The sequence below is a fragment of the Stenotrophomonas sp. YIM B06876 genome (genome assembly GCF_030711595.1).
GTDB lineage: Bacteria > Pseudomonadota > Gammaproteobacteria > Xanthomonadales > Xanthomonadaceae > Stenotrophomonas.
Genome location: NZ_JAUJUJ010000204.1, coordinates 1 through 1,397 on the forward strand (window position 1 = coordinate 1; position 1,397 = coordinate 1,397).

At 59.6% G+C, this 1,397-nt stretch carries 2 protein-coding genes; both read left to right on the forward strand.

Annotation, left to right across the window (positions count from 1 at the left end):
- On the forward strand, positions 1-1,080 hold a 1,080-nt coding region (locus QZH66_RS16090), incomplete at its 5' end, for a TniQ family protein (protein WP_305806895.1).
- A 19-nt stretch (positions 1,081-1,099) separates the two neighbouring features.
- On the forward strand, positions 1,100-1,397 hold a 298-nt coding region (locus QZH66_RS16095), incomplete at its 3' end, for a hypothetical protein (RefSeq protein ID WP_305806896.1).

The window sequence follows — 1,397 nt, forward strand, 5'->3', positions numbered from 1 at the left end:
GGACTGGTCATGACCGCAGGATTTTTGCCTGGGTGCTACAAAAACTTCCCGCAGGAGACGGGTGAATCACTGCCGGGCTACTTGTTGCGCCTGTCTCACGCGAACGGGTACGACGGCATTGCCGACCTCTTGCGGGCATGCACTGGGGCAAGAAAAGCAGGTGCAGCCCAAATGGTTCACGCCTTGCGACTGTCAGAAAACGACCTCAAAACGATGTCCCGGGTGGCCGTGGGCGACGACCGCCACCTCCTGCACCACCTGGGTTTCTCCATCATTGACGGAGCTATCGGCTTGCACAACACACGTGTAGATGACGACGCCTGGCTGGCAAGCCGTGCCCAAGTTTGCCCTCGTTGTCTGGCGGCGCGAGGCGTCCTCTTGGAAGAATGGGATTTCGCCCTGGTGACGGTATGCACGGAGCACGGCAGTCTGTTGCTTGACGAGTGTCAAGAGTGCGGCGGCGCCATCACCTGGAATCGTTCCCACCCCAGCCATTGCGAGCATTGCGGCGCCGACTTCCGGCACGCCAACACCAACGCCGCACAGAGCGCAGAGGTCGACGTCGCGGGCGACTTTGCCGCCATGGCACCGTTTCGTTTTCTGAGTCATGGCGCAGAAGGCCTGACGCAGCAGTGGGACGCAGGATTCCGGATATTCAAAGGACTGGCGCTGGCTCGCAGGCACTGGGCAGTGGTCGAAGTCCCACCAAAGTACTTGCGGGACATGCATTTGGCCGAGCGCCACCGCGTTACCCAACTGCTGGCCCAAGTTCGGCACCAAGGCAGCTACCACCTGCCTGCCCTGGCCGGCCACACCGAAACCATCCTTGAGCCGTTACGTTCCATCCCAAAACCAACCACCCTCCGAAAGCACGCGATGCGCATATGGCAGAGTGAATTGGGTATTCCGCGGCCGTTGGCCGAGGCGTTGTCGTCATCAATGCCATTCAGCGATGAGCCACCGGGGCATGAAGTTTTCCAAGGACGGCCACCGTCGTTCTATTCGAACGACGCCATCGCGGATTTTCTGNCCAAAACCAACCACCCTCCGAAAGCACGCGATGCGCATATGGCAGAGTGAATTGGGTATTCCGCGGCCGTTGGCCGAGGCGTTGTCGTCATCAATGCCATTCAGCGATGAGCCACCGGGGCATGAAGTTTTCCAAGGACGGCCACCGTCGTTCTATTCGAACGACGCCATCGCGGATTTTCTGGGCGTCAGTGGACCGACCGTGTACGCACTCATCAAAGCCGGAAAAATTGCCATTCCAGCGACGGGTGAGGCCTTCGACATTGATGACCTTCTCGGGGCCCAGCGTTTTTTGAACGATGGTCTGCTAACCCTGGCTGAGTTGGCGATGTTGCTCGGCATCCCGCTATCCGGCGCTGATGATGTCC